This is a genomic window from Mycolicibacterium hodleri (assembly GCF_025822245.1).
Taxonomy (GTDB): Bacteria; Actinomycetota; Actinomycetes; order Mycobacteriales; family Mycobacteriaceae; genus Mycobacterium; species Mycobacterium hodleri.
The window spans coordinates 19,147-40,942 of sequence record NZ_JACKTL010000056.1 but is presented as its reverse complement, the minus strand read 5'-3'; the positions used below and the strand labels follow the sequence as shown (position 1 = coordinate 40,942).

General features: G+C 68.6%; 20 protein-coding genes and 1 pseudogene. 10 read left to right on the top strand and 11 right to left on the bottom strand.

What is annotated here, in order from left to right; genetic code table 11:
* Window position 1 precedes the first annotated feature (1 nt).
* The gene (locus H7J06_RS24005; protein ID WP_264041802.1) at window positions 2-1,729 is read right to left on the bottom strand and encodes an AMP-binding protein; all 1,728 of its coding nucleotides are present in this window, start codon (window positions 1,727-1,729) and stop codon (window positions 2-4) included.
* A 487-nt stretch (window positions 1,730-2,216) separates the two neighbouring features.
* Window positions 2,217-2,666 (bottom strand): annotated as a pseudogene (locus tag H7J06_RS24000) (PPOX class F420-dependent oxidoreductase); the annotation flags it as partial.
* A gap of 41 nt (window positions 2,667-2,707) precedes the next feature.
* Here H7J06_RS24000 and H7J06_RS23995 point away from each other — a divergent pair.
* Complete coding sequence (locus H7J06_RS23995; RefSeq protein WP_264041799.1) at window positions 2,708-3,070, top strand: MerR family transcriptional regulator; 363 nt, start codon at window positions 2,708-2,710, stop codon at window positions 3,068-3,070.
* Here H7J06_RS23995 and H7J06_RS23990 read toward each other — a convergent pair.
* Window positions 3,051-3,785 (bottom strand): hypothetical protein, encoded by a 735-nt coding sequence (locus H7J06_RS23990; protein ID WP_264041798.1) that lies wholly within the window; start codon window positions 3,783-3,785, stop codon window positions 3,051-3,053. The genes H7J06_RS23995 and H7J06_RS23990 overlap by 20 nt on opposite strands.
* A gap of 46 nt (window positions 3,786-3,831) precedes the next feature.
* Window positions 3,832-4,197 (bottom strand): XRE family transcriptional regulator, encoded by a 366-nt coding sequence (locus H7J06_RS23985; RefSeq protein ID WP_264041797.1) that lies wholly within the window; start codon window positions 4,195-4,197, stop codon window positions 3,832-3,834.
* A gap of 135 nt (window positions 4,198-4,332) precedes the next feature.
* Between H7J06_RS23985 and H7J06_RS23980 the strand changes: the two genes are divergently transcribed.
* Together H7J06_RS23980 and ileS are read left to right on the top strand one after the other, a co-directional pair.
* A complete protein-coding gene (locus H7J06_RS23980; protein ID WP_264041796.1) occupies window positions 4,333-4,956 on the top strand; it encodes a hypothetical protein in 624 nt (207 codons plus the stop codon).
* Between the two features lie 229 nt (window positions 4,957-5,185).
* Entirely contained in the window at window positions 5,186-8,296 is a 3,111-nt protein-coding gene (ileS, locus tag H7J06_RS23975; protein WP_264041795.1) for an isoleucine--tRNA ligase, read from the top strand.
* Between the two features lies 1 nt (window position 8,297).
* Here the strand turns inward: ileS and H7J06_RS23970 are convergent, their stop codons facing one another.
* The 4 genes from H7J06_RS23970 to H7J06_RS23955 form a co-directional block, all read right to left on the bottom strand.
* A complete protein-coding gene (locus H7J06_RS23970; protein ID WP_264041794.1) occupies window positions 8,298-8,531 on the bottom strand; it encodes an RNA-binding S4 domain-containing protein in 234 nt (77 codons plus the stop codon).
* A 10-nt stretch (window positions 8,532-8,541) separates the two neighbouring features.
* Window positions 8,542-9,882 (bottom strand): hypothetical protein, encoded by a 1,341-nt coding sequence (locus H7J06_RS23965; RefSeq protein WP_264041793.1) that lies wholly within the window; start codon window positions 9,880-9,882, stop codon window positions 8,542-8,544.
* A gap of 20 nt (window positions 9,883-9,902) precedes the next feature.
* Window positions 9,903-10,409 (bottom strand): DUF2505 domain-containing protein, encoded by a 507-nt coding sequence (locus tag H7J06_RS23960; protein WP_264041792.1) that lies wholly within the window; start codon window positions 10,407-10,409, stop codon window positions 9,903-9,905.
* Window positions 10,410-10,518: 109 nt separating this feature from the next.
* Window positions 10,519-10,989, bottom strand: a complete 471-nt coding sequence (locus H7J06_RS23955) for a hypothetical protein (protein ID WP_264041791.1) — start codon at window positions 10,987-10,989, stop codon at window positions 10,519-10,521.
* Between the two features lie 176 nt (window positions 10,990-11,165).
* Between H7J06_RS23955 and H7J06_RS23950 the strand changes: the two genes are divergently transcribed.
* Entirely contained in the window at window positions 11,166-12,521 is a 1,356-nt protein-coding gene (locus tag H7J06_RS23950; RefSeq protein ID WP_264041790.1) for a DNA polymerase IV, read from the top strand.
* 6 nt (window positions 12,522-12,527) lie between these two features.
* On the opposite strand, the gene H7J06_RS23945 is transcribed toward H7J06_RS23950, so the two are convergent.
* Complete coding sequence (locus tag H7J06_RS23945) at window positions 12,528-13,463, bottom strand: asparaginase (protein ID WP_264041789.1); 936 nt, start codon at window positions 13,461-13,463, stop codon at window positions 12,528-12,530.
* A gap of 73 nt (window positions 13,464-13,536) precedes the next feature.
* On the opposite strand from H7J06_RS23945, the gene lspA reads away from it, so the two are divergent.
* The 5 genes from lspA (at window position 13,537) to dnaE (ending at window position 20,404) form a co-directional block, all read left to right on the top strand.
* Window positions 13,537-14,178, top strand: a complete 642-nt coding sequence (gene lspA, locus H7J06_RS23940; protein ID WP_372515404.1) for a signal peptidase II — start codon at window positions 13,537-13,539, stop codon at window positions 14,176-14,178.
* Window positions 14,178-15,107, top strand: a complete 930-nt coding sequence (locus H7J06_RS23935) for an RluA family pseudouridine synthase (protein WP_264041788.1) — start codon at window positions 14,178-14,180, stop codon at window positions 15,105-15,107. The genes lspA and H7J06_RS23935 overlap by 1 nt, the downstream gene beginning before the upstream one ends.
* A gap of 38 nt (window positions 15,108-15,145) precedes the next feature.
* Window positions 15,146-16,006 carry an EamA family transporter RarD gene (gene rarD / locus H7J06_RS23930; protein WP_264041960.1) on the top strand — a complete coding sequence of 287 codons (861 nt, stop codon included), beginning with the start codon at window positions 15,146-15,148 and terminating at the stop codon, window positions 16,004-16,006.
* Between the two features lie 138 nt (window positions 16,007-16,144).
* Window positions 16,145-16,846, top strand: a complete 702-nt coding sequence (locus H7J06_RS23925; protein ID WP_264041786.1) for a TetR/AcrR family transcriptional regulator — start codon at window positions 16,145-16,147, stop codon at window positions 16,844-16,846.
* 12 nt (window positions 16,847-16,858) lie between these two features.
* Window positions 16,859-20,404 (top strand): DNA polymerase III subunit alpha, encoded by a 3,546-nt coding sequence (dnaE, locus tag H7J06_RS23920; protein WP_264041785.1) that lies wholly within the window; start codon window positions 16,859-16,861, stop codon window positions 20,402-20,404.
* Here the strand turns inward: dnaE and H7J06_RS23915 are convergent.
* Window positions 20,401-21,153 carry a hypothetical protein gene (locus H7J06_RS23915; protein ID WP_264041784.1) on the bottom strand — a complete coding sequence of 251 codons (753 nt, stop codon included), beginning with the start codon at window positions 21,151-21,153 and terminating at the stop codon, window positions 20,401-20,403. The two genes, dnaE and H7J06_RS23915, sit on opposite strands and share 4 nt — an antisense overlap.
* A gap of 29 nt (window positions 21,154-21,182) precedes the next feature.
* Between H7J06_RS23915 and H7J06_RS23910 the strand changes: the two genes are divergently transcribed.
* Window positions 21,183-21,569, top strand: coding sequence for an SRPBCC family protein (locus H7J06_RS23910; protein WP_264041783.1), 387 nt, complete (start codon window positions 21,183-21,185; stop codon window positions 21,567-21,569).
* Here the strand turns inward: H7J06_RS23910 and H7J06_RS23905 are convergent.
* Window positions 21,566-21,763 (bottom strand): hypothetical protein, encoded by a 198-nt coding sequence (locus H7J06_RS23905; RefSeq protein WP_264041782.1) that lies wholly within the window; start codon window positions 21,761-21,763, stop codon window positions 21,566-21,568. The two genes, H7J06_RS23910 and H7J06_RS23905, sit on opposite strands and share 4 nt — an antisense overlap.
* Between the last annotated feature and the right edge of the window lie 33 nt (window positions 21,764-21,796).

Sequence of the window (21,796 nt, the reverse complement as noted above, 5' to 3'; positions counted from 1 at the left end):
GTTAGGCGTCCAACCGGACGAAGCTCCCCTGGCGATACAGGTCGACACATGCCTGCCGACGAATCTTGCCGCTGGTGGTGATCGGGATGGCGCCCCGCGAGACGAACACCAGGTCGGCCGTGCTGATCCCGTGTGCCGTCGAGATGGCCGCCGTGACGTCGCTCTTGACGGCCGCGAGCCTCTCCAGCGTCTCCTCCTGGGTGGCCCGCTCCTTCATCTCGACGATCGTCACCAACTTCTCGGTGCCGTCGTCCTCCACCGAGATGGCGGCGACGCGCCCGTTGGAGACCGCGCCGACGGTCGCTTCGATGTCGTCGGGGTAGTGGTTGCGGCCGCGGACGATCAGCAGGTCCTTGATGCGTCCGACGATGAAGAGCTCGTCGTCCACGAAGCCCAAATCGCCTGTCCGCAGCCACATGTCGGCCGGGATGTCGTCGGCGGGATCCGCGATGACGCCACGGAAGGTGGCCTCGGTCTCGTCGGCCTTGTTCCAGTATCCGGCGCAGACGTTGTCACCGTGCACCCAGATCTCGCCAACCGTGCCGGCGGGGGCCTCCTGCTGCGTCTCGGGATCCACGATCCGGACCAGGGGAGACTCGGGGCTGCCGTAGCTGATCAGCGACGTTCCGGTCGACGTCCGCTTGGCCATGCCCGCGGTGAGCTTCTCGGTGTCGAAGGTGACCACCGACGGCGGTTCACCCGGCTCGCGGGTCGCGACGAACAGCGTCGCCTCGGCGAGCCCGAAGGACGGCCGGATGACCTTGCCGGGAAAGTTGAACTTGGCCAGTCGGGACGTGAAGCGCTTGACCGACACCGGCTGGACGCGTTCGGCCCCGCAAATGATCGCGAGGACGTCGCCCAGGTCGAGGCCGGCCAGGTCCTCGTCGGTGGTGCGGGCGGCGGCCAGGTCGAGTGCGAAGTTGGGCGTCGCGGTCAGGGCGCGCGACCGGATCGCCAGCTGTTGCAGCCACCGCGCGGGACGTTGCAGGAAGGCAATGGGACTCATGATGACGGAATGCCAGCCACCGAGGATGGGCGCACAGATTCCGAGGATGAGGCCCATGTCGTGGTAGAAGGGCAGCCAGGACACCACGGTCGTGTTCTGCGGGCCGACCTTGCCGTAGTCGCTGAGGAGGGCCCCAACCTGCTGCTCGAAGTTCGACAGCAAGTTTCGCTGCGAGACCATCACGCCGGCGGGCGTCCGGGTCGACCCCGAGGTGTACTGCAGGTAGGCGGTGTCCGGCGGCGTTTCGCGCCGTGACGTCGACCGCCGCCGCACGCTGAGGTCCAGCCGGTCGACCTCGAGAACCACCGGCGCCGGGTCGCCGTCCTGCGACGTGGCGTACGGGGCCACGGTCGGGGCGGTGTGGGCCGTCGTGAGGATGACGGTCGGGCGGGCGTCTGCCATGACCGCGGCGACTCGCTCGTCGTGCGCGCCGACCGAGGGGGTGGACAGCGGCACGGCGATCACGTTGGCCTCGAACGACGCCAGGAAGCCGAGGATGTAGGACATGTTCTGCGGCGCGAGGATGACGACGCGGTCGCCGATCTGGGCGTGCTCGCGGATCTCCGCGGCCAGGGCGACGACCTGCTGCTGAAGTTGCCCCCACGTCAGAGTTTCCTCGACGCCTTCCCACTCGCGGTCGTAGTCGATGAAGGTGAAGGCGGGGTCGTTGGGCTGCAGGCTCGCCCGCTCGCGAAGAATCGCGGGAATCGACGAGTCCAGCATGGGCGGCCCTTTCTGCAGCGCAACGATACGTGTGGGTCGAGCTTAGGGAACGCGACCACGCAATGCGCAATGTAGCGAGAATGACTATGGCACAGCCGGTTAGGCGCCTCGACCGCGCTGGAGTCACTGCCGCTTCGGGGAGCATTGTCGCAAACTGATTGGTGTTCACCAAAATTGAATACCTTTTGCCCGAAACGCTGCCTGCCGAGCACTCGACGACGCCCTGAGCTCTTGCTCGCTTGATCCGCCGCGGGCGGGCATCCCGCCGGTGACGGGCCTCCCGAGGTAGCCGACCGCCCGCATGGTTCATCTTTGGACGGTCCGTCGGATTCGTCCGTCGTCGACGCTCGCCGGCGCGGGTGGTCGCCGTCGACGGAGTCACTCAGCTACCGGCGGATCACCTGTGTGACGCGGGGCCGTCCCGGTGCGAAACGTCCTCGGCGCCGGTCGTTCTCGAATCGGTCGGCGCATCGCCGCGGACGAGTGCCACCTCGACGATGGCACTGTCCGGCCAGACGCCGTTCATCGTCGCCCGGCGCAGCTTCTCGCGCAGGGGCAGGGCGTGGTCGACGTTCTTCACGCCGGGGAGCCGCACGAGCGGCAGGACGTTGAACTGCCAGCCGTAGCGCCGGTGCAGTGCGGCGTTGGCGGCTTCGGCGGCCGGACCCGAGATGATCGTCGCCCGTCCGCGCACGGTCGGTACGCCCGCGGGGTAGCGGCCGCGGTAGTCGCACGGCCACACTTCGACGCTCGAGTTCGCCGCAATGCGGGTGGTCTTGGGCCCCCGTTTCGTCCGAAACACCAATACGTCTGCGTCCAACGCGAACCAGATGGGCGTGTCCACGGCGCTTCCGTCGCGGCGGAAGGTCCTGAGCTGGGCGTACGCGCCGCGCCGAGGGCGGCGAGCATGTCGTCGTCGTTCACGTCGTCCATTCAACGACTTCGAGTTGACTCGAAGTCAAGGTCGGGGATGATCAGGTGGTGTCCCTCTCCATCGGCCGGGTTGCCGAACGTTCCGGCGTCGCGGCGACGACGCTGCGGTTCTACGAGGCGGAGGGGCTCCTCAGCGCCCCTGGCCGGGTCGGCGGTCGTCGTCGATACGACGAGGGCGTGTTCACGCGGCTCGAGGTCATCGGGCTGTGCAAGGCGGCGGGTTTCAGCCTCGAGGAGATTCGCGTCCTGCTGTCCGACGACAGTCCGGGGCGCTCGGCGAGCCGGTCCTTGGCGGAGGCCAAGCTGGCGGACGTCGACGCTCAGATGGCCACGTTGGTCCGGGCGAGGGAGATCATCGAGTGGGCGATGGAGTGCCCAGGCGAACCGCTCAGTGGCTCGTCTTGCTGAACCACTTGGTCTTGATGCGCCACGAGTGGGCCGACGTCAGGGCGAAGCCGGCCCCGCACATGCAGGCGAAGAACCACACCAGGTTGCCGTCTTCGACCGACTGCAGCGAGGGCACCAAGGCGGTCACGACTCGGACCACGCAGGCCATGACGCCGCTGACCGAGGCGGCCAGGTAGACGTTCGCCACCACGCGCGAGCGGGGATCCTTGCGCAGGATCAACAGTGCCCGCGAGCCATATCCCAGCAGGTAGATCAACGTTCCGCAGAGCACCAGCCAGTACGTGGTCAACCAGAAGTCGGTGTGCAGTTCGAAGAAGTCGGGGGCGTAGATCTTCGCGCCGTTGCCGAGCGAGAACGCGGCCAACAGCAGCGGAATGCAGAGCGTGGCGGGGCGCTCGACGTACTGCTTGAAGGTCACCTGCATGGCGTGGTCGTCCTGCAGCCTGCCCAGCGAGTTGTAGACGATCGCCGACGCCGCCACGATGTACATGTCGTGACCGATGTAGTCCTCGAGGTTCCACAGCCCGGTGAGGGAATGCAGCCAGTGCCCGAGGGTCTCCGACGCCAGCGGCGACATCAGCATCACGGTCGCGCCCTGGAGCGCGATGTTGAGGGTGGCGGCAACCTCCCAGCGGCACGACCACGTCACCCGGCGAATCCACAAGCTCCACGCCACACACAGGAGTGTGATGGTGATGAGGACTGCCAATCCCATGAGCTTCGCTTTCGGACTTTGAGTTGCTGTCGGCAAATCGTACGGGTTAGAGCGGGGGAGCGTCGGCTCGCGGCGTGAGGTCGCGGAGCCTGGGCCGCCGCACCGTTCGCCGTTGCGTCGTGGACTCCGCGATGGTGGCCACCGACATCGGCGCCGACTCGACGTAGTTCCAGACTTCCTCGCGGGTCATCAACCCGAACCGAACCTGCAGGTCGGGGTAGCTGAGGTTGAACCGATCCGCCACCAGACGCATCTCTTCGGCGTTGGGGTAGTCGGGTTCCTTGATGCGCCGGTAATAGGTACTGCTCGAGGTTCCGAGCGCGTCGTAAATGGCCCTCGCGTCGACCTCTCCGTCGAGGAGGTAGTCCAGCAGGGTCTTCAGCTGACGGCCGTTCTCATCAGTCCGTGGCACGGCGTTAGCTTAACCGCTCGTCCGTCGCTTGGGCAGTACGCGCCGCAAACGGATTTTGCGCTCTCTAATTGACATGGCCGTCACAGTTTTGGCAGATGTGTCCCATTTCTGGGACAGCCGTGTAGCGTTCCACGCATGACGCGCGCAAACCTGCAGCTGACCGATTACGACCCCGAGGGCCGCCCTCGCGTCGAGGACTTGGTGCTGATCTCGGCTCCCCTGTCGGCGCTGTTGACCATGGAGCTCCACGGAGCCGCCGCGGTCCTGGAATTGACGACCGACGACATCCTGCTTGCCGCGCTCGGCCGCGCGATCGAACGCACCATCGGTACCGGCGTCGTCGGCGTCGACGTGCCGTGCCATTCGACCGGCATGCAGCCGGTGGAGTTGTCCTGCGCGGCGCCCGCACAGCTGGACGCCGACGAGATGCTGGCCGGCGTGCACCATCAGCTCGGCGCGACCGCCGTCCACCGCGTCGTGCGCGGCGTGCCGGACCAGCTCCCGGCCGAGTCTCCGTCGCCCGTGCTGTTCGTCACCGGCGAGGCTGCCGTGGAGCGTCCGCACGCCGGCCACCTCCTGGAGCTCCGCGCCTCTCGCCAGGGTGACGTCATCGCCCTGGACTGGTGGTTCGACGCCCGCAGCTTCGAGCCGTACACCGTCGCCGAGCTGGCCGACCAGTTCCCGCTGGCCATGATCGAGCTGACGTCCGAGGCCACGCCGCCGGTGCACGCGAACCACGAGTTGGCGCTGGCCCACTAGCGATCAGTAAGATCTGCGCAAAGGCACCGATCCGGCCATCACCGGGGAGCCTTCGGAAGAACGGCGTCCCGACTTCGGTCGGCGCTCAGTAGAACCGAACGGCAGGGCCCGTCATCGCCCATTCGAGCGGCGCACCCCGGTGCGCAAGCGGGGTGGTACCGCGGTGTTCGCGCACGAGCGCGACGTCGTCCCCGTGCCTTGTACGACATGGGCACAGGAGACGAACACGGTGACGGCCTACCCGAGACCGGCGAGCGGATCGCCGAGCTTCCCCGACCTCGAGCTCGAGGTGCTCGACTACTGGGACGGCGACGGCACGTTCCGCGCCAGCATCGACCGCCGTGACGGGGCGCAAGAATACGTCTTCTACGACGGACCGCCGTTCGCCAATGGTCTGCCGCACTACGGCCACCTGTTGACGGGATACGTCAAGGACATCGTCCCGCGCTATCAGACGATGCGCGGCTTCAAGGTCGAGCGCCGGTTCGGCTGGGACACCCACGGACTGCCCGCCGAGCTGGAGGCGCAACGTCAGCTCGGCATCACCGAGAAGGCCCAGATCGAGGAACTGGGCATCGACGCCTTCAACGCGGCGTGCCGCGCGTCGGTCCTCAAGTACTCCGCGGAGTGGCGCGCCTACGTCACCCGCCAGGCCCGCTGGGTCGACTTCGACAACGACTACAAGACACTCGACCTCGGCTACATGGAGTCGGTGCTCTGGGCGTTCAAGCAGCTGTGGGACAAGGGATTGGCCTACGAGGGCAACCGCGTCCTCCCGTACTGCTGGAACGACGAAACCCCGCTGTCCAGCCACGAACTGAGGATGGACGACGACGTCTACCAGAACCGGCAGGACCCGGCGGTGACGGTGGGGTTCCGGATCGCCGACGGGCCCCTCGCCGGCGCCCGTCTCCTGGTGTGGACGACGACGCCGTGGACGCTGCCGTCCAACCAGGCCGTCGCCGTCAACCCCGACGTCACCTATGTTCAGGTGGAGGGCGTCGACGGCTCGCGTTACGTCCTGGCCGAGGCCCGGGTCGCGTCGTACGCGCGCGAGCTGGGCGAGGAGCCGACGGTCACGAGTTCGCACTCCGGTCGGGAGCTGCTCGGTGTGGAGTACGTGCCGCCGTTCCCCTACTTCATGGACTCGCCCAACGCGTTTCGCGTGCTGGCGGGGGACTTCGTCACCACCGACGACGGCACCGGCATCGTGCACATGGCCCCGGCGTACGGCGAGGACGACAAGGCCACCGCGGATGCGGCCGACATCGTCGCCGTCACACCGGTGGACTCCAAGGGGCGGTTCGACGCCACGGTGCCCGACTACGCCGGCCAGCACGTGTTCGACGCCAACGCGCAGATCATCCGCGACCTGAAGAACGGCACCGGCTCCGCCGCGGCCAACGGCGCCGTCCTCCTGCGACACGAGACCTACGACCACTCCTACCCGCACTGCTGGCGGTGCCGGAACCCGCTGATCTACCGGGCGGTGTCGTCGTGGTTCGTCAAGGTGACCGAGTTCCGCGACCGGATGGTCGAGCTGAACCAGCAGATCACCTGGTATCCCGAACACGTCAAGGACGGCCAGTTCGGCAAGTGGCTGTCGAACGCCCGCGACTGGTCGGTGTCACGAAATCGCTACTGGGGCAGCCCGATTCCGGTGTGGAAGTCCGACGATCCGGCCTACCCGAGGATCGACGTCTACGGCAGCCTCGACGAGTTGGAGCGCGACTTCGGGGTGCGTCCGACGGATCTGCACCGGCCCTACGTCGACGAGCTGACCCGGCCCAATCCCGACGATCCGACCGGAGCGTCGACGATGCGGCGCATCGAGGACGTCTTCGACGTCTGGTTCGACTCTGGCTCGATGCCGTATGCGCAGGTGCACTACCCGTTCGAGAACGTCGACTGGTTCGAGGGCCACAACCCGGCCGACTTCATCGTGGAGTACATCGGTCAGACCAGGGGCTGGTTCTATCTGCTGCACGTCCTCGCCACCGCCCTGTTCGACCGGCCGGCCTTCCGGATGTGCGTGTCCCACGGCATCGTGCTGGGCAGCGACGGCCAGAAGATGAGCAAGTCGCTGCGCAACTATCCGGACGTCACCGAGGTGTTCGACCGGGACGGTTCGGACGCGATGCGCTGGTTCCTGATGGCCTCTCCCATCCTTCGGGGCGGCAATCTGGTGGTGACCGAGCAGGGCATCCGCGAGGGGGTCCGGCAGGTGCTGCTGCCCCTGTGGAACGCGTACTCGTTCCTTGCCCTCTACGCCCCGCAGAAGGGGACGTGGCGGACGGATTCGACGAACGTGCTGGACCGGTACATCCTGGCCAAGCTCGCCGCGTTGCGGGACGACCTCACCGCCTCGCTGGACGTGTGCGACATCTCGGTGGCGTGCGAACAGCTGCGCCAGTTCACCGAGGCGCTCACGAATTGGTATGTGCGACGGTCGCGTTCGCGATTCTGGGACGAGGACGCCGACGCGATCGACACCCTGCACACGGTGCTGGAGGTGACCGCACGGCTGGCCGCACCGCTGCTGCCGCTGATCACCGAGGTGATCTGGCGTGGCGTGACCGACGGCCGGTCGGTGCACCTGACGGACTGGCCGGAGGCCGGCGAGGTGCCCGCCGATCCCGCCTTGGTGGCCGCCATGGACCAGGTTCGCGACGTGTGTTCGGTGGCGTCGTCGGTGCGCAAGGCGAAGAAGCTCCGCGTGCGGCAACCGTTGCCGAAACTGACGGTGGCCGTACATGATCCGGACTCACTGCGTCCGTTCGCGGATCTGATCGCCGACGAGCTCAACGTCAAGGCCGTGGAGTTGACCGACGACATCGACGCCTACGGCCGCTTCGAGGTGGCGGTCAACGCGAAGGTCGCCGGTCCGCGGCTGGGCAGGGACGTCCAGGCGGCCATCAAGGCCGTCAAGGCTGGGGAGGGCGTCGTCAACCCGGACGGCACCCTGACCGCCGGTCCGGCCACGCTGCAGCCGAGTGAGTACACCACCAAACTGGTTGCCGCGGAACCGGAGTGGACCGCCGCGCTGCCCGACGGCGCGGGGCTGGTGGTCGTCGACGGCACCCTCACTCCCGAGCTGCGAGCGGAGGGGTGGGCCAAGGACCGCGTCCGTGAACTGCAGGAGCTGCGCAAGTCCTCCGGGTTGGAGGTGTCCGACCGGATCACGTTGACGATGTCGGTGCCGGCCGAATACCGGGAGTGGGCCGAGGCGCACGCCGACATGATCGCCGGTGAGGTGCTGGCCACCGGCTTCGCGTTCGGCGAGTCGGTCGACGGGACCGAGATCGGCGACGGAGTGCGGGTCTCCATCACCAAGGCGTGACCTAGTCGGGGGAGTCGGTCACCCTGGCCGTCTGGTCGCCGAACGCCACGGTGTCGCCGTGCCGCAACTGGCGCCCGCGGCGGGTCTCGACGGCGTCGTTGACGCGCACCAGCCCGTCGACGATGACGCCCTTGGCGTCGGCACCGCTGTCGATCATCCCGGCGTACTTGAGGAATTGGCCGAGGCGGATCGACTCCGACGAGATCGGTACGTCCCGTGCACGCTGCGCCGCCATGTGCGCAAGGTTATTCGACGGTGCCGACGAGGCCCATGTCGGCCAGCGCCGTGGCGAACGACTCGCGCAGCGCGGCCCGCGTGTTCGTGCCGCCGACGACCCAGCTGCCGACGGTGACGAAGACGCGGCGATCCGTACGTCCGGATCCCATGAAGAGCAGTCCACCCATGCGGTCGAGGACCGTCGTGGTGATCTTCGGCTCCAGCATCCGCAGCGTGAGGTAGTCGGCCTCGGTCCCGTCGGGACGGTTGGTCTCCGGTGCCAGCACGCCGAGGTTGGAGCATCCGATGGGGTTGCCGACCTGTTGCACCAAACCCTCGAGGCGACGGACGAGGAAGGCGGGCGTCAGCGGCACCAACGCCAGCGGGCCGAGGAGTTCGTTGGGCGCGTCGGCCAGGGCCGTCAGGGCGTCCCTGAGGTCGCGGCGGACCTCGCCGAGGTCGGTCGTAACCTTGCTCGGGTCGACGGTCACCGCGGTTGCGGTCAGTGCGTTCGCCCGGGTGTCGCCCGGGGTGCGCTCGCTGACCGGCAGCGATACCCGCACCATCCCGTCGTCGTCGACGCGCCCAAGGATCTGGCCGAGGCGTGCACTCAGCCCGACGAACAGCGAATTACTGCTGCCACCAAGCTCTTTCGCGCGACGGTCCCACTGTTCGACGTCGAAGAAGACCGCCGAGTTGGGTACCACGACCTCACCGGAGGCCGCCCCGTCGACCCGACGCGTGCGTGGCTTGCCGCCCGACTTCACCGACGTGGAGAGCCCGTCGCTCTCCTTCCTGGCCACCCGTGCCGCCGAGACCACCGCCCTTGCCATCTCCGGCACGTCTCGCAGCGCGCGCCGGGCGTCTTCGCGCACTGCCTGCCGGCGCGGACGGGATCCCGGCGGCGGATAGCCGAGGTCGCGGCGGACCCCACCCACGGCGTCGACGATGGCGTCGATGATGGCCTTCGCGTCGCCCACCGAGTGCGACACGATCAGGGTGACGGCCGTGCCGCCGCCGGTCAGGGGTTGCACCCCGAGATGCCATGCCGGCCCGTGCTGGGGGTCGACCGGAAGGCGTAGCCGTTCGTCGGCCCAGGTCCACACGTCGGCCCTCGGCCGATCCTCGGCGGCGATCTCGATGGTGGGCGGGCCGGGGGCAGCGACCCAGCGGTCGCGGCCGAACGGTAGCGACGACCGCTCGATGTGCCGGCCCAGCAGCCCGAAGCCGAGGTTGGCGTGGAATCTGCGCAACCCGTCCAGGTCGACGGCGCGCTCGTAGATCCAGGTGAACTGGATCAGGGGGCCGCGGCCGAGCGCCCGCAACGCGAGGAAGGAGCCCTGGTCGATGTAGGCGAGCGTATTGTCCACTGCCACATGCTAAGCGCCGGTCAGCGCTGCTCGGACAGCCAGGCGTCGGTGACGGCGACGACGTCGACGATCCCGGTGGCGAGCTGGTGGGCGACGAACGAGGCGATCGTGCCGCCGATCAGCGGCACGTTGACCTTCACCGTGGCGGTGCCGGTCAGTGTCGTACCCGGCCCGTTCGGGGCCAGGTCGACGGCGCCGCGTCCGGACATCGGGGTCCGCGAGGCGTGCACGGTGATCTCGCCGCGCGCTCGACCGTCGTCGCCGGGGAACCACACCTCGCGCTGCACGATCTCCAGCGACGCCAGCCGCAGCCGCCGAATCGGATCGGGGAGTTGGTCGCCGCCGAAGCGCATCGTCATCGCGACGGTGGTCCGGCCCGCGGAATCGGTGTCCAGCGCGTCCAGGGTGGGCGAACCGCCCTCGAAGGCACCCAGTCGCGCCCGCCAATAACGGGCGTCGCGAAAAGCCGCGAGGATGTCTGGCAACGGGTGGGGAGAGTGCGCGGTCAGCGGCACCGAACGCGACACCGAACGCCCCCGGCACCTAGAAGGAATACTGCTCGAAAGAATGGTGCCCGGCGATCACCGATCGTCGGGCACCACTGGGTTGAAGATCTGCTGAACGGAATTCCCGGCGTCAGAACGGTGGCGGGGGAAGGCCGAGCGGGTTGAGCGGGTTGATGGCCGGCGGCCCGGGAATTCCACCGAGCTGCGGTTGCAGGTTGACCGCGAGGTTGGGCACCAAACCCAGGCCGACGCTCGGCAACACGACGTCGGGCAGGTTCACGGTGCCCAGCGACGGAATGCCGCCTGGAAGACCACCCAGGCCACCGCCGAGTCCGCCACCGCCGGCCGCCAGCGAGGGCGGGGGCGGCAGGGCCTGCAGCTGCTTGCTGATGCCGGCGACCAGGTCGACGCACTGGTGGTTCTCTTCATCGACGACCGTGCCGTCGGGGCAGTTCAGACCCTTGTTGGAGCTCGACGAACTGGCACCCGTGTCGGCGTGGCCGAGAGCAGGAACGACGACGGTCCCGTAGAGCAAGGGGCCCACGGCGAGCGCCGAGCCGGACGCGAGGGTGAGCAAAACTCGCTTCAATCGGACGGTCATGAAATTCCTGACATGAATGGAGAAATGAGTGAATCGAATTGAGTGTAGACAATTGTGTAGGCGCTGCCCACCGCTGAGCAAATCCGGCAGAAGGAATGTTTTGCGACACTGCTCGTGGGCTGGTCAGGCTGCCCTCGCTGCCGGAGCCGTCGGTCGAGCGCCCTAGCATCGCCTGCATGGAGGGGCGGTGGGTGCTGCATTTCGACATGGATGCGTTCTTCGCCTCCGTCGAACAATTGACGCGCCCTACTCTTCGCGGACGGCCGGTGCTGGTCGGCGGGCTCGGCGGCCGGGGTGTCGTCGCGGGGGCGAGTTACGAGTCGCGCGTGTTCGGCGCCCGATCGGCCATGCCGATGCATCAGGCCCGCCGGCTGGTCGGGCCCGCGGCGGTGGTGTTGCCGCCGCGTGGCGTCGTCTACGGGGTGGCCAGCGGCAAGGTGCTCGACACCGTGCGCGCCATGGTTCCCGTCTTGGAGCAGTTGTCGTTCGACGAGGCGTTCGGCGAGCCCACCGAATTGGCGGGGGCCGACGCCGAGGACGTGCGCCGGTTCTGCGAGGAGCTGCGCGCCCGGGTGCGCGCCGAGACCGGGTTGGTCGCGTCGGTCGGGGCGGGTTCCGGCAAGCAACTCGCCAAGATCGCGTCCGGGCTGGCCAAGCCCGACGGCATCCGCGTCGTCCGGCGCGACGAGGAACGCGAACTGCTGGCCGGGCTGCCGGTCCGGCGGCTGTGGGGGATCGGGCCGGTCGCCGAGGAGAGGTTGCACCGCCTCGGCGTCGACACCGTCGGCGCCTTGGCGGCCCTGAGCGCCTCCGAGGTCGCCGACATCCTCGGCGGCACCGTCGGGCCGGCCCTTCACCTGCTGGCGAGGGGCGTCGACGACCGTCCGGTGGCGGAACGCCTGAGCGCCAAGCAGATCAGCGCCGAGTCGACCTTTGCCGCGGATCTGAACACGTTGGATCAGCTGCGCGACGCGACGGGCCCGATCGGCGAGCACGCCCACGCGCGCCTGCTCCGCGACGGCCGGGGTGCGCGCACCGTCACCGTCAAGCTGAAGAAGTCCGACATGAGCACGCTGACCCGGTCGGCGACCCTGCCGTACGCCACCGCGGACGCCGCCACCTTGATCGGCACCGCCCGCCGGCTATTGCTCGACCCGGTCGAGATCGGCCCGGTCCGGTTGCTGGGGGTGGGCTTCTCCGGGCTGTCCGACGTCCTCCAGGAATCCCTGTTCCCCGACCTCGACCAGGCCCTGGAGGCCTCCGTCGGCCAGCACGCCGAGCCGGCGACCGGGGACCTTGCGCCCGCCGACGCGGGGTGGCGCATCGGCGACGACGTCACGCACTCCCGATTTGGGCACGGCTGGGTGCAGGGCGCCGGGCACGGCGTGATGACGGTGCGCTTCGAGACCCGCGCGACCGGGCCGGGGCAGGCCCACACCGTGCCCTACGACAGCCCCGACGTCGTGCGGGCCAACCCGGTGGACAGCCTCGACTGGCCGGAGTACGTCGCCGCCATGGCCCAGGCGGAGTGACCGGCGCTACCGCACGCCCGCCGGCCGGACGTCCGGTACGTCGCCCCACCTGGCGAACACGTCGTCGACCGGTTCCCCGGCGGCCAGCGCGGCCATCAGGAGCACGCGCGACTGCGGCGGCGGCAGCGTCGACGCGACCACCGCTCCGGCGTCCACCAGCATCCGGCCAGGCCCGTACCCGACGGTGACGCGCGCGCCGGGCACCCGGCTGGAGATGACGATCGCGACGCCGGCCGCACGGGCCCGGCGGACCCCGTCGATCACCGCGGCACCGGCGTTTCCCGATCCGAGCGACTCCAGCACGACGCCCCGGGCGCCGGCGGCGACGCACGCGTCGAGTGCCACTGCGTCGCTGCCCGCGTAGGTCGCGACGACGTCGACCCGCGGTGCCTCGGCAGCGGACAGGTCGCCGATCGACGCGCGCCGCCGGGCGTGCGGGACCACGTCGACGCCCACGAAGCCGGCGCCAGTCTTGGTGAGCCCCAACGGTTGCCAGATCGTGCCGGCCAGTGTCACGACGACGCCGATGTCCCTGGCATCTGGGTTCGCGGCCAGCGTCACGGCGTCGTGCAGGTTGGCGGGCCCGTCGGCGTCGTGGGCGTCGGCGCTGCGCATGGCGCCGGTCAGCACCACCGGAACGTTGCCGCCGTGGGTCAGCTCGAGCCAGAGCGCCGTTTCCTCCATCGTGTCCGTGCCGTGGGTGATCACCACCCCGTCGGCTCCGCCCTGGGCCGCCGCGGCCACCGCCGCGCTCATCCGATCCCAGTCCGAGGGCACCAGCTGGGAACTGTCCACCGCCATCAGGTCGACGACGTCCACGTCGACGTCGAGCCGCAGCCCCGCCGTCAGGTCGTCACCGGTCTGGGTGGGACGCGCCACGCCGTCGGCGCCGGTGCTGGTGGCGATGGTGCCGCCGGTGGTGATCACGACGACCCGGCTCATCCGGTGACGACCCACGGGCCCGCTTCGCTCATGCGGCGATTGTTCACCATGGAACCTTTGGGATGATGGGCGCGTGACTGACGAATCAACGGGATCGACGGAGTCCGCGACTGCGGGCGACGAGACCGACGCACCGCCGCGGCGGCGTCGACTGCGCCTGTTGCTCTCGGTTGCCTCCGTCGTGCTCCTTCTCGACGTGGTGACGAAGGTGCTGGCGGTCAAGTGGCTGACGCCGCAGCAGCCGGTGTCCATCATCGGCGACACGGTGACGTGGACGCTGGTGCGCAACTCGGGCGCCGCGTTCTCGATGGGGACCAGCTACACCTGGGTGTTGACGCTCGTCGCGACCGGTGTCGTCATCGGCATCATCTGGATGGGCCGGCGTCTGGTGTCGCCGTGGTGGGCGCTCGGGCTGGGCATGATCCTCGGCGGGGCGCTTGGCAACCTGGTCGACCGGTTCTTCCGGTCCCCTGGCCCGCTGCGTGGCCACGTCGTGGACTTCCTGTCGATCGGCTGGTGGCCGGTGTTCAACGTCGCCGACCCGGCGGTGGTGGGGGGCGCGATCCTGTTGGTGGCGCTGTCGTTGTTCGGCTTCGACTTCGACACCGAGGGGAGGCGCCAGCCGGACCGAGCATCGGACCCCGAGGCGCCCGACGACGCACCGGAACAGACCACCGCCGGCCAGGCCGTCGAAGCCGATACCGAGAGGGACTGATGACGACCCGGTCGATGCCGGTGCCGGAGGGACTCGCGGGGATGCGCGTGGACGCCGGCTTGGCGCGGCTTCTCGGGTTGTCCAGGACCGCCGCGGCCACCCTGGCCGAAGACGGCGGCGTCGACCTCGACGGCGCCGCGGTGGGCAAGTCCGACCGCCTGGTCGCCGGCGCGTGGCTGGAGGTGCGTCTGCCCGAAGCGCCTGCGCCACTGGACAATCCGCCGGTCGAGATCGAGGGGATGGACATCCTCTACGCCGACGACGACATCGTCGCCGTCGACAAGCCGGCCGGGGTGGCCGCGCACGCGTCGGTCGGGTGGACCGGCCCCACGGTGCTCGGCGGATTGGCCGCCGCGGGCTTTCGGATCACCACCTCGGGTGTCCCGGAGCGCAAGGGCATCGTGCAGCGCCTCGACGTCGGCACCTCCGGGGTGATGGTGGTGGCGATCTCCGAGCACGCGTACACGGTGTTGAAGCGTGCGTTCAAGGAGCGGACGGTCGAGAAGCGGTACAGCGCACTGGTTCAGGGGCACCCCGACCCGTCCAGCGGAACCATCGACGCCCCCATCGGTCGACACCGGAGCAACGATTGGAAGTTCGCGGTCAGCGAGGGCGGCAGGCACAGCATCACCCACTACGACACGGTGGAGGCGTTCGCGGCCGCGAGCCTGCTCGACGTGCATCTGGAAACCGGCCGCACACACCAGATCCGGGTGCACTTCTCGGCGTTGCACCACCCGTGCTGCGGCGACATGACCTACGGCGCCGACCCCACCCTGGCCAAACGCCTCGGCCTGGAGCGCCAGTGGTTGCACGCCCGCCAACTGGCGTTTGCGCACCCCGCCGACGGCCGGCGCGTCGAGATCACCAGCCCGTATCCGGCCGACCTGCAGCACGCGCTCGACGTCTTGCGTCACCACGACTCGTGACCGACGGCTCGGCGGCCGCGTCGCGGCGGCGCTCCGGCATGTTGGCCGGTATCGGCGCCTACACCTGGTGGGGGCTGTGCCCGGGGTTCTTCCCGCTGCTGTTGCCCGCCGGCTCGCTCGAGGTGCTCGCGCACCGGATCGTGTGGAGCGCGGTGTGTCTGTGCGTGGTCCTCGCGGTCGCCGGTCGGTTCGGGGACCTGCGCACCCTCGGCGGACGGACCTGGTTGCTGCTGCTGGCCGCCTCGGCGTTGATCTCGGTCAACTGGGGGATCTACATCTGGGCCGCGACCAACGGCCACGTCGTCGACGCGGCCCTGGGTTACTTCGTGACGCCCCTGGTCACGGTGGCGCTCGGCGTGCTGGTGTTCCGCGAACGCATCGGGCGGTGGCAGCTCGCCGCCCTGGCACTCGCCGTCGTCGCGGTGGTGGTGTTGACCGCGGAGGTGGGTGAGCCGCCGTACGTCGCGGTCGGGCTCGCCACCTCGTTCGGGTTGTACGGCCTGGTGAAGAAGGTGGTGGTGGCCGACCCGCGGGTCAGCGTCGCCGTCGAGACCCTTCTCGCGTTGCCGTTGGCGGGCGGCTACCTGGTCGTGTTGCAGATCCTCGGGCAGGGCCACGTGGTCGGCTACGGCGCGTGCCACGCCGTGCTGCTGGTGCTGGCCGGCCCGGTGACGGCCGTGCCGCTGCTGCTGTTCGCGGCCGGCGCGCAACGGCTGCCGATGGTGACCATGGGACTGCTGTTCTACCTGAATCCCGCGCTGCAGATGGCGTGGGGTGTGTTCGTCGCCCACGAGCCGATGCCGGTGGGGCGGTGGATCGGGTTCGGTTTGATATGGGTCGCGCTCGGGGTGCTGACCGTCGGCTCGGTGCGCCGGCGCGAGGCCTCGCCCGTGCCGTAGCCGGGCGAATCGTGGCAACGAACAGCGGCGGTGTGACAGCTCCTGCCAGGAGCGGACTCTTGGCCCGCAACCAGCGCACATGGTGTTCCGCCCGTCAATAGTTGACCTCGAGACAGCAATGCCCTACGGTTTGCCGACATGGCTCAGGGTGACGATCGGCCGGTCGCGGTTGCCCGCCGGCGAGGACGTCCCGTCAACTCGGATTCCGTCGAGACGCGCAACCGCATCCTTCGAGCCTCCCGGCAGGTCGTCAACGAGCGCGGCTATCAGGCGGCGACGTTTCAGGCCATCGCGGTGGCCGCCGGACTGAGCCGGCCGACGCTGCACTACTACTTCGCCTCCCGCGAGGAGATCTACCAGAGCCTGGTCGTCGAGGCGGGCGCGGTCGTGGCCGAGTTGGCCGATCGGGCCCGGCGCCCAGCCACCCTGGTGGGCCAGTTCGCCGCCCTCGTGGAGGCGGTCCGCGAGGCCGACTCCCGCGATCGCTCGCAGATCGCGTTCATCGTCAGCGCCCGGTTGGAGTCCGCCAGGAACCCGGAACTGCGCCCCTACGCGAGCACGGGGCTGCGCGACTGCCTCGCGACGCTGGTGAGCGCCGCCCGGGCCCGCGGGGAACTGTCCGACGGCGTCGAGGTCGCGACGGTCGTCGACGTGCTGTACGCGATGCTGTTGGGGGTCGTGTTCTACGCCGGCTTCGTCGACGACGCCGACGACGTGTTCCCCATCACCAGCCAGCTGGTGCACCTGGTGTCGCACGGACTGGTCTCGGACGGCCGGATCTCGGCGACTCGCTGCGACACGAACGACGACACGCCGAGCGTCGTCGGAGGCCAGCTTTAGACTGGCTGCCCTATGAGCAAGTCGTTCGTGCACCTGCACAATCACACCGAATATTCGATGCTCGACGGTGCCGCGAAGGTCAAGCCCATGTTCGCCGAGGCGCAGCGGCTCGAGATGCCCGCCATCGGCATGACCGACCACGGAAACATGTTCGGTGCCAGCGAGTTCTACAACGCGGCGACCGACGTGGGCATCACGCCGATCATCGGTGTCGAGGCCTACATCGCACCTGCCTCGCGGTTCGACACCAAGCGTGTGCTCTGGGGTGACCCCGGTCAGAAGTCCGACGACGTCTCGGGCAGCGGTGCGTACACGCACATGACCATGGTCGCGGAGAACGCCACCGGTCTGCGCAACCTGTTCAAGCTGTCGTCGCTGGCGTCGTTCGAGGGCCAGCTCGGCAAGTGGTCGCGGATGGACGCCGAGATCATCGCCGAGCACGCCGAGGGCATCATCGCCACCACGGGCTGCCCGTCGGGCGAGGTGCAGACCCGGCTGCGGCTGGGCCACGTCGACGAGGCCGTGGCCGCCGCGGCGAAGTGGCGTGAGATCTTCGGCCCCGAGAACTTCTTCCTCGAGCTGATGGACCACGGCCTCGACATCGAGCGCCGCGTCCGCGAGGGGTTGCTCGAGGTCGGGCGCAAGCTGAACATCCCGCCGCTGGCCACCAACGACTGCCACTACGTCACCCGAGACGCGTCCCGAAACCACGAGGCGCTGCTGTGCGTGCAGACCGGCAAGACCCTCTCGGATCCGACGCGCTTCAAGTTCGACGGCGACGGCTACTACCTGAAGTCGGCCGAGGAGATGCGCGCCCTCTGGGACGACCAGGTGCCCGGGGCCTGCGATTCCACCCTGCTGATCGCCGAGCGGGTGCAGTCCTACGCCGACGTCTGGGCGCCCAAGGACCGGATGCCGATCTTCCCGGTGCCCGACGGTCACGACCAGGCGTCGTGGTTGACCCACGAGGTCAACGCCGGACTGGAGCGCCGGTTCAAGGGCGCGCCCGTTCCCCAGGAGTACACCGACCGGGCCATGTTCGAGATCAAGGTCATCTGCGACAAGGGCTTCCCGTCCTACTTCCTGATCGTCGCCGACCTGATCAACTACGCCAAGTCGGTCGACATCCGGGTGGGGCCAGGCCGTGGTTCGGCCGCCGGGTCACTGGTCGCCTACGCCATGGGCATCACCAACATCGACCCGATCCCGCACGGTCTGCTGTTCGAGCGCTTCCTGAACCCGGAACGTCCGTCGGCACCCGACATCGACATCGACTTCGACGACCGCCGCCGCGGTGAGATGCTGCGCTATGCCGCCAACCGATGGGGCAGCGACCGGGTGGCCCAGGTCATCACCTTCGGCACCATCAAGACCAAGGCGGCACTGAAGGATTCGGCGCGCGTCAACTACGGCCAGCCCGGCTTCGCCATCGCCGACCGGATCACCAAGGCGTTGCCGCCGCCCATCATGGCCAAGGACATCCCGCTGTCGGGCATCACCGACCCCACCCACGAGCGGTACAAGGAGGCCGCCGAGGTCCGCGCGCTGCTCGACACCGATCCCGACGTCCGGGCGATCTACGAGACGGCCCGGGGCCTCGAGGGCCTGGTCCGCAACGCCGGCGTGCACGCGTGTGCGGTGATCATGAGTTCCGAGCCGCTGATCGACGCGATTCCGCTGTGGAAGCGGCCGCAGGACGGCGCCGTCATCAGCGGCTGGGACTACCCGTCGTGCGAGGCCATCGGCCTGCTCAAGATGGACTTCCTGGGCCTGCGCAACTTGACGATCATCGGTGACTGCATCGACAACATCAAGGCCAACCGGGGCCTCGACCTCGATCTCGAGGCGCTGGAGCTCGACGACTCGTTGGCCTACGAGTTGCTGGGCCGTGGCGACACGCTGGGCGTCTTCCAGCTCGACGGCGGGCCGATGCGAGATCTGTTGCGCCGCATGCAGCCAACGGAGTTCAACGACATCGTCGCTGTGCTCGCGCTGTACCGGCCCGGCCCGATGGGCATGAACGCGCACAACGACTACGCCGACCGCAAGAACGGCCGGCAGGCGATCAAGCCGATCCATCCGGAGCTCGAGGAGCCCCTCAAGGAGATCCTCTCCGAGACCTACGGCCTGATCGTCTACCAAGAGCAGATCATGTTCATCGCCCAGAAGGTCGCCGGCTACTCGATGGGCAAGGCCGACGCGCTGCGCAAGGCCATGGGCAAGAAGAAGCTCGAGGTCCTCGAGGCGGAGTACAAGGGCTTCCGCGAGGGCATGACGGCCAACGGTTTCTCCGAGGCCGCGGTGAAGGCGTTGTGGGACACCATCCTTCCGTTCGCCGGGTACGCGTTCAACAAGTCGCATGCCGCCGGCTACGGGCTGGTGTCCTACTGGACGGCCTACCTCAAGGCGAACTTCCAGGCCGAGTACATGGCGGGCCTGCTGACGTCGGTCGGCGACGACAAGGACAAGGCAGCGGTCTACCTGGCCGACTGCCGCCGCCTCGGCATCACCGTGCTGCCGCCCGACGTCAACGAGTCGGTCGTCAACTTCGCCTCGGTGGGCGAGGACATCCGGTTCGGCCTCGGTGCGGTGCGCAACGTCGGCGCGAACGTGGTCACCTCTTTGATCAACACGCGCAACGAGAAGGGCAAGTACACCGACTTCTCGGACTACCTCAACAAGATCGACGTCACCGCCTGCAACAAGAAGGTGACGGAGTCGCTGGTCAAGGCCGGCGCGTTCGACTCGCTCGGACACCCACGCAAGGGCTTGTTCTTGATCCACACCGACGCCGTCGACTCCGTGCTCGGCACCAAGAAGGCCGAGGCGATGGGGCAGTTCGACCTCTTCGGTGGGGGAGACGGCTCCGACGCGGACACCGGGGGCTCGGTGTTCGCGATCAAGGTGCCCGACGAGGAGTGGGAGGACAAGCACAAGCTGGCGCTGGAACGCGAGATGCTCGGGCTGTACGTGTCCGGCCACCCGCTCAACGGCATCGCGCATCTGCTGTCGGCCCAAGTCGACACCCACATCCCGGCGATCCTCAACGGTGACGTGGCCAACGACTCCCAGGTGCGGGTCGGCGGCATCCTGGCGTCGGTCAACCGCCGGGTCAACAAGAACGGAATGCCCTGGGCGTCAGCGCAATTGGAAGATCTCACCGGTGGCATCGAGGTGATGTTCTTCCCGCACACGTACTCGACCTTCGGTGCCGAGATCGCCGACGACACCGTCGTGATCGTCAGCGGCAAGGTCAACTCGCGCGACGACCGGCTGTCGCTGATCGCCAACGACCTCGTCGTCCCGGACTTCTCCAGCGCGCAGGCCGACCGTCCCGTGGCGGTCAGCCTGCCCACCAGACAGTGCACGGTCGAGAAGGTGGTCGCCCTCAAGCAGGTGCTGGCCAATCACCCCGGGACGTCGCAGGTGCGGTTGCGGTTGATCAGCGGCGATCGCATCACCACGCTCGAACTGGACCAGGCGCTGCGCGTCACGCCGTCGTCGGCGTTGATGGGTGACCTCAAGGCACTGCTGGGTCCCGGCTGCCTCGGCGGCTAACCCAGCACGTTCACCGCGCGGGCGATCACCAGTGCGATGGTGGTCGTGGAGACCAGCGCCTGCACCGTCATCATGCCCTTGGCCCAGCGCGCCAGCGGCATCGTGTCGGTGGGGGAGAACGCCACCACGTTGGTGAAGCTGACGTAGAGGTAGTCGACGAACGTCGGTCGCCAGTCCGGCCTGGCATGACTCGGATCCGTCATCTGAGGGAACAGGAAGTCGGGGTAGGGCTTCTCTCCGGATCGTCGTACGAACGGGCCGCCGCGGTCCAGTTCCCAGAACCAGATGCCGAAGGCGATGACGTTGGTGACGAAGATGGCTGCGCCGCCGCCGAGCAGTACGGCCGCGTTGTTGCTGACCTCGCCGCTGAGGATTCGCTTGGCCAGCACGACCGCCGACGCGGTGTTGTCGACGGTGATCGCGGCGGTCAGGATCAGGCTGGCCCAGCGGCCGACGGTGGTGGGCCGCGAGATGCGCATCGGGTTGACGACGAGCATCACCGCCAGCAGCAGCAATTCCATGACGATCAGCGGCCAGCGGGGCAACACGGTGTACTGCAGTGGAATCGCGTGCTGGATCACGATGACGGACAGGATCGCGATCAGTACCGGCCAGCGGTTCTCGGGGTCCCCCGGCCGGAGCCACGACGGGACGCGATGCTCGGCACCGGAGGCGAGGCGTTCGGCTCGGCTGACGAAGGCCGCGACTTCCGGTGGCGGCTCGTAGGCGTCTTGTTCGTCGGAACCCATCAGGACAGTGTGTGCGCCACCATTGAGGAATGAGCGACGACACGACTGTTGATTCCCTACACGTCAGCCAGTGGGTCGACGCGGACGCCGCCGAGGTCTACGCCTTCGCCGCCGACCCGGCCAATCTGCCGCGCTGGGCCGCGGGCCTCGCCGATCCGAAACTGGCCGCGGTCGAAGTGGAGTTCGCCGCGCCCAATGAGTTCGGTGTGCTCGACCACCTGGTCACGCTGCCGTCCGGGGAACGCTTCTTCAACCCGATGCGGGTGATTCCCGCGGGGCTCGACGAACCGGGATGCGAGGTGGTGTTCACGCTGCGTCGGCTCTCGGGAGTCACCGACGAGGAGTTCGACGCCGACGCGGCCGCGGTGGCGACGGACTTGGCGACGTTGCGGAGCCTGGTCGAGCGACCGGACTAGGCGTCGGGGGACCGGAGCAGGGCCTGTCCGACCCAGACGGCGACCGCGGCGGCGGTGCCGCTCAGCACGGCGGGGGCGGCACTGGCCGTCACCACGCCGACCGCGACGAACACCAGGGCACCGACCACGAGGGCCAGCACCTTGTAGGCAGGCCACGGGACGCCGGCGATGTGAACTTCCGAGGGCGTGGTCATTGCTCCACGATAGCTCGTAACTTAGATTTCGGG

Coding starts and splice junctions, on each gene's coding strand:
- H7J06_RS24005 (WP_264041802.1), bottom strand. CDS start 1,729: ATGCTGGACTCGTCGATTCCCGCGATTCTTCGCGAGCGGGCGAGCCTG.
- H7J06_RS23990 (WP_264041798.1), bottom strand. CDS start 3,785: ATGGGATTGGCAGTCCTCATCACCATCACACTCCTGTGTGTGGCGTGG.
- H7J06_RS23980 (WP_264041796.1), top strand. CDS start 4,333: ATGACGCGCGCAAACCTGCAGCTGACCGATTACGACCCCGAGGGCCGC.
- H7J06_RS23970 (WP_264041794.1), bottom strand. CDS start 8,531: ATGGCGGCGCAGCGTGCACGGGACGTACCGATCTCGTCGGAGTCGATC.
- H7J06_RS23955 (WP_264041791.1), bottom strand. CDS start 10,989: ATGACCGTCCGATTGAAGCGAGTTTTGCTCACCCTCGCGTCCGGCTCG.
- H7J06_RS23950 (WP_264041790.1), top strand. CDS start 11,166: ATGGAGGGGCGGTGGGTGCTGCATTTCGACATGGATGCGTTCTTCGCC.
- H7J06_RS23945 (WP_264041789.1), bottom strand. CDS start 13,463: ATGAGCCGGGTCGTCGTGATCACCACCGGCGGCACCATCGCCACCAGC.
- H7J06_RS23935 (WP_264041788.1), top strand. CDS start 14,178: ATGACGACCCGGTCGATGCCGGTGCCGGAGGGACTCGCGGGGATGCGC.
- rarD (WP_264041960.1), top strand. CDS start 15,146: ATGTTGGCCGGTATCGGCGCCTACACCTGGTGGGGGCTGTGCCCGGGG.
- H7J06_RS23925 (WP_264041786.1), top strand. CDS start 16,145: ATGGCTCAGGGTGACGATCGGCCGGTCGCGGTTGCCCGCCGGCGAGGA.
- dnaE (WP_264041785.1), top strand. CDS start 16,859: ATGAGCAAGTCGTTCGTGCACCTGCACAATCACACCGAATATTCGATG.
- H7J06_RS23915 (WP_264041784.1), bottom strand. CDS start 21,153: ATGGGTTCCGACGAACAAGACGCCTACGAGCCGCCACCGGAAGTCGCG.
- H7J06_RS23910 (WP_264041783.1), top strand. CDS start 21,183: ATGAGCGACGACACGACTGTTGATTCCCTACACGTCAGCCAGTGGGTC.
- H7J06_RS23905 (WP_264041782.1), bottom strand. CDS start 21,763: ATGACCACGCCCTCGGAAGTTCACATCGCCGGCGTCCCGTGGCCTGCC.